This is a genomic window from Cyanothece sp. BG0011 (genome assembly GCF_003013815.1).
GTDB lineage: Bacteria > Cyanobacteriota > Cyanobacteriia > Cyanobacteriales > Microcystaceae > Crocosphaera.
This window is the reverse complement of the sequence record NZ_PRLH01000043.1, coordinates 1-1,176: the sequence shown is the minus strand read 5'-3', so window position 1 is coordinate 1,176 and position 1,176 is coordinate 1. Positions and strand designations below refer to the sequence as shown.

General features: G+C 30.0%; 2 protein-coding genes. Both read right to left on the bottom strand.

Translation table 11 applies throughout. The annotated features are described in order from the left end of the window. Window positions 1-223 precede the first annotated feature (223 nt). Window positions 224-688 carry a hypothetical protein gene (locus C4E06_RS05450; protein WP_107667138.1) on the bottom strand — a complete coding sequence of 155 codons (465 nt, stop codon included), beginning with the start codon at window positions 686-688 and terminating at the stop codon, window positions 224-226. A gap of 163 nt (window positions 689-851) precedes the next feature. Then, on the bottom strand, window positions 852-1,176 hold a 325-nt coding region (locus C4E06_RS05445), incomplete at its 5' end, for a hypothetical protein (protein WP_232826167.1).

The following is a 1,176-nucleotide window of genomic DNA, read 5'->3' as shown; positions in this document are numbered from 1 at the left end:
ACAAAAGAATTACCTGATAATTTTAATAATTACTTTTTATATAAACCTTCAAAAAATTTAAAAGAGCAGTTTGAACAGAACAAGAATTATCAGTACAAGCTGCTTATGAATCTAACAATCCCTGGCTTTGGGTTATCACAGAAAGTAAAAACTAATTAATATATACTATTTATCCTATTCATAAGGTAAAATCTTTTCTAGTTAGAGATAATAGAAAACTATATCAATACAGTAATCTTAGGGATACAATAAATATAATAAAAGTTGCTCCTGATTTAATAAGTAAGTTATTTAATTGAAGTTTTTTGTTAAACTTAATATATCCCAAAATTAAATAACTTGTCACAGCAATTAATAGAGCAATGATCAGCTTAAATAAATGAAGACGATCAGCATAAATGAGCAATGGAATATAATTAATATAATCCACTAAACTTTTGTCGGGACTAGAGATAGCAATCACTTTCCAAGTATTCCCACTATCAGTGGATTTATAAATTTCAGGTTCAGCCGATCCAAAGCCATAAATTGTATTATCAGTTCCATAGGATGGAGAAAATTTAATAGGAATAGGCGCAGAAGGAACTGTATTAATTCTTGATAAATAAATTTTTCTATCATTTATTAATGAAAAAGTGTGACCGTCACCTACTGTTTTAAACGTTCCTTTTCCTAGAAGAGTCACCATAAAAGTCTGATCTTTTTTATAGTTAGGTGATATAGCGACCTCAGTAACTTGATTATTTTTATCATAGGGTAAACTATTAATTTTAACCCAAGTGTTTCCACCATCTGTTGTTTTAAATGCACCGTTACTACTACCAGCAATTAAAGTTTTATCTTCTTGATAATTAGGAGAAATTGCTACTCCCCACCATACTAAATCTTGAGAAGATTCTCCTTGAGTGATGGGTTGCCAAACTTATCCCTTGATCTTCACTTTTATAAATACCTTCAAAAGTAGTTGTGTAAAGAGTTTTATCTGACGCGAAATTTGGAGAAATAATTAGGGATGTAATTCTTTTTTTTAGTTCAGTTAGAATTGAGAATGTTTCACCTTGATCAACAGATTTATAAAGGGTTCCTGCGTTAGTAGCGACATAAACAATATTATCTTCAGATATATTCGGAGAAATGGCCAAAAATGTCCCTCGAACAAAGCTTTTAGAAACATGA

What these genes read in the sequence shown, in the direction of transcription:
- C4E06_RS05450 (WP_107667138.1), bottom strand. Translation starts at nt 688, where the DNA reads ATGGTGACTCTTCTAGGAAAAGGAACGTTTAAAACAGTAGGTGACGGT.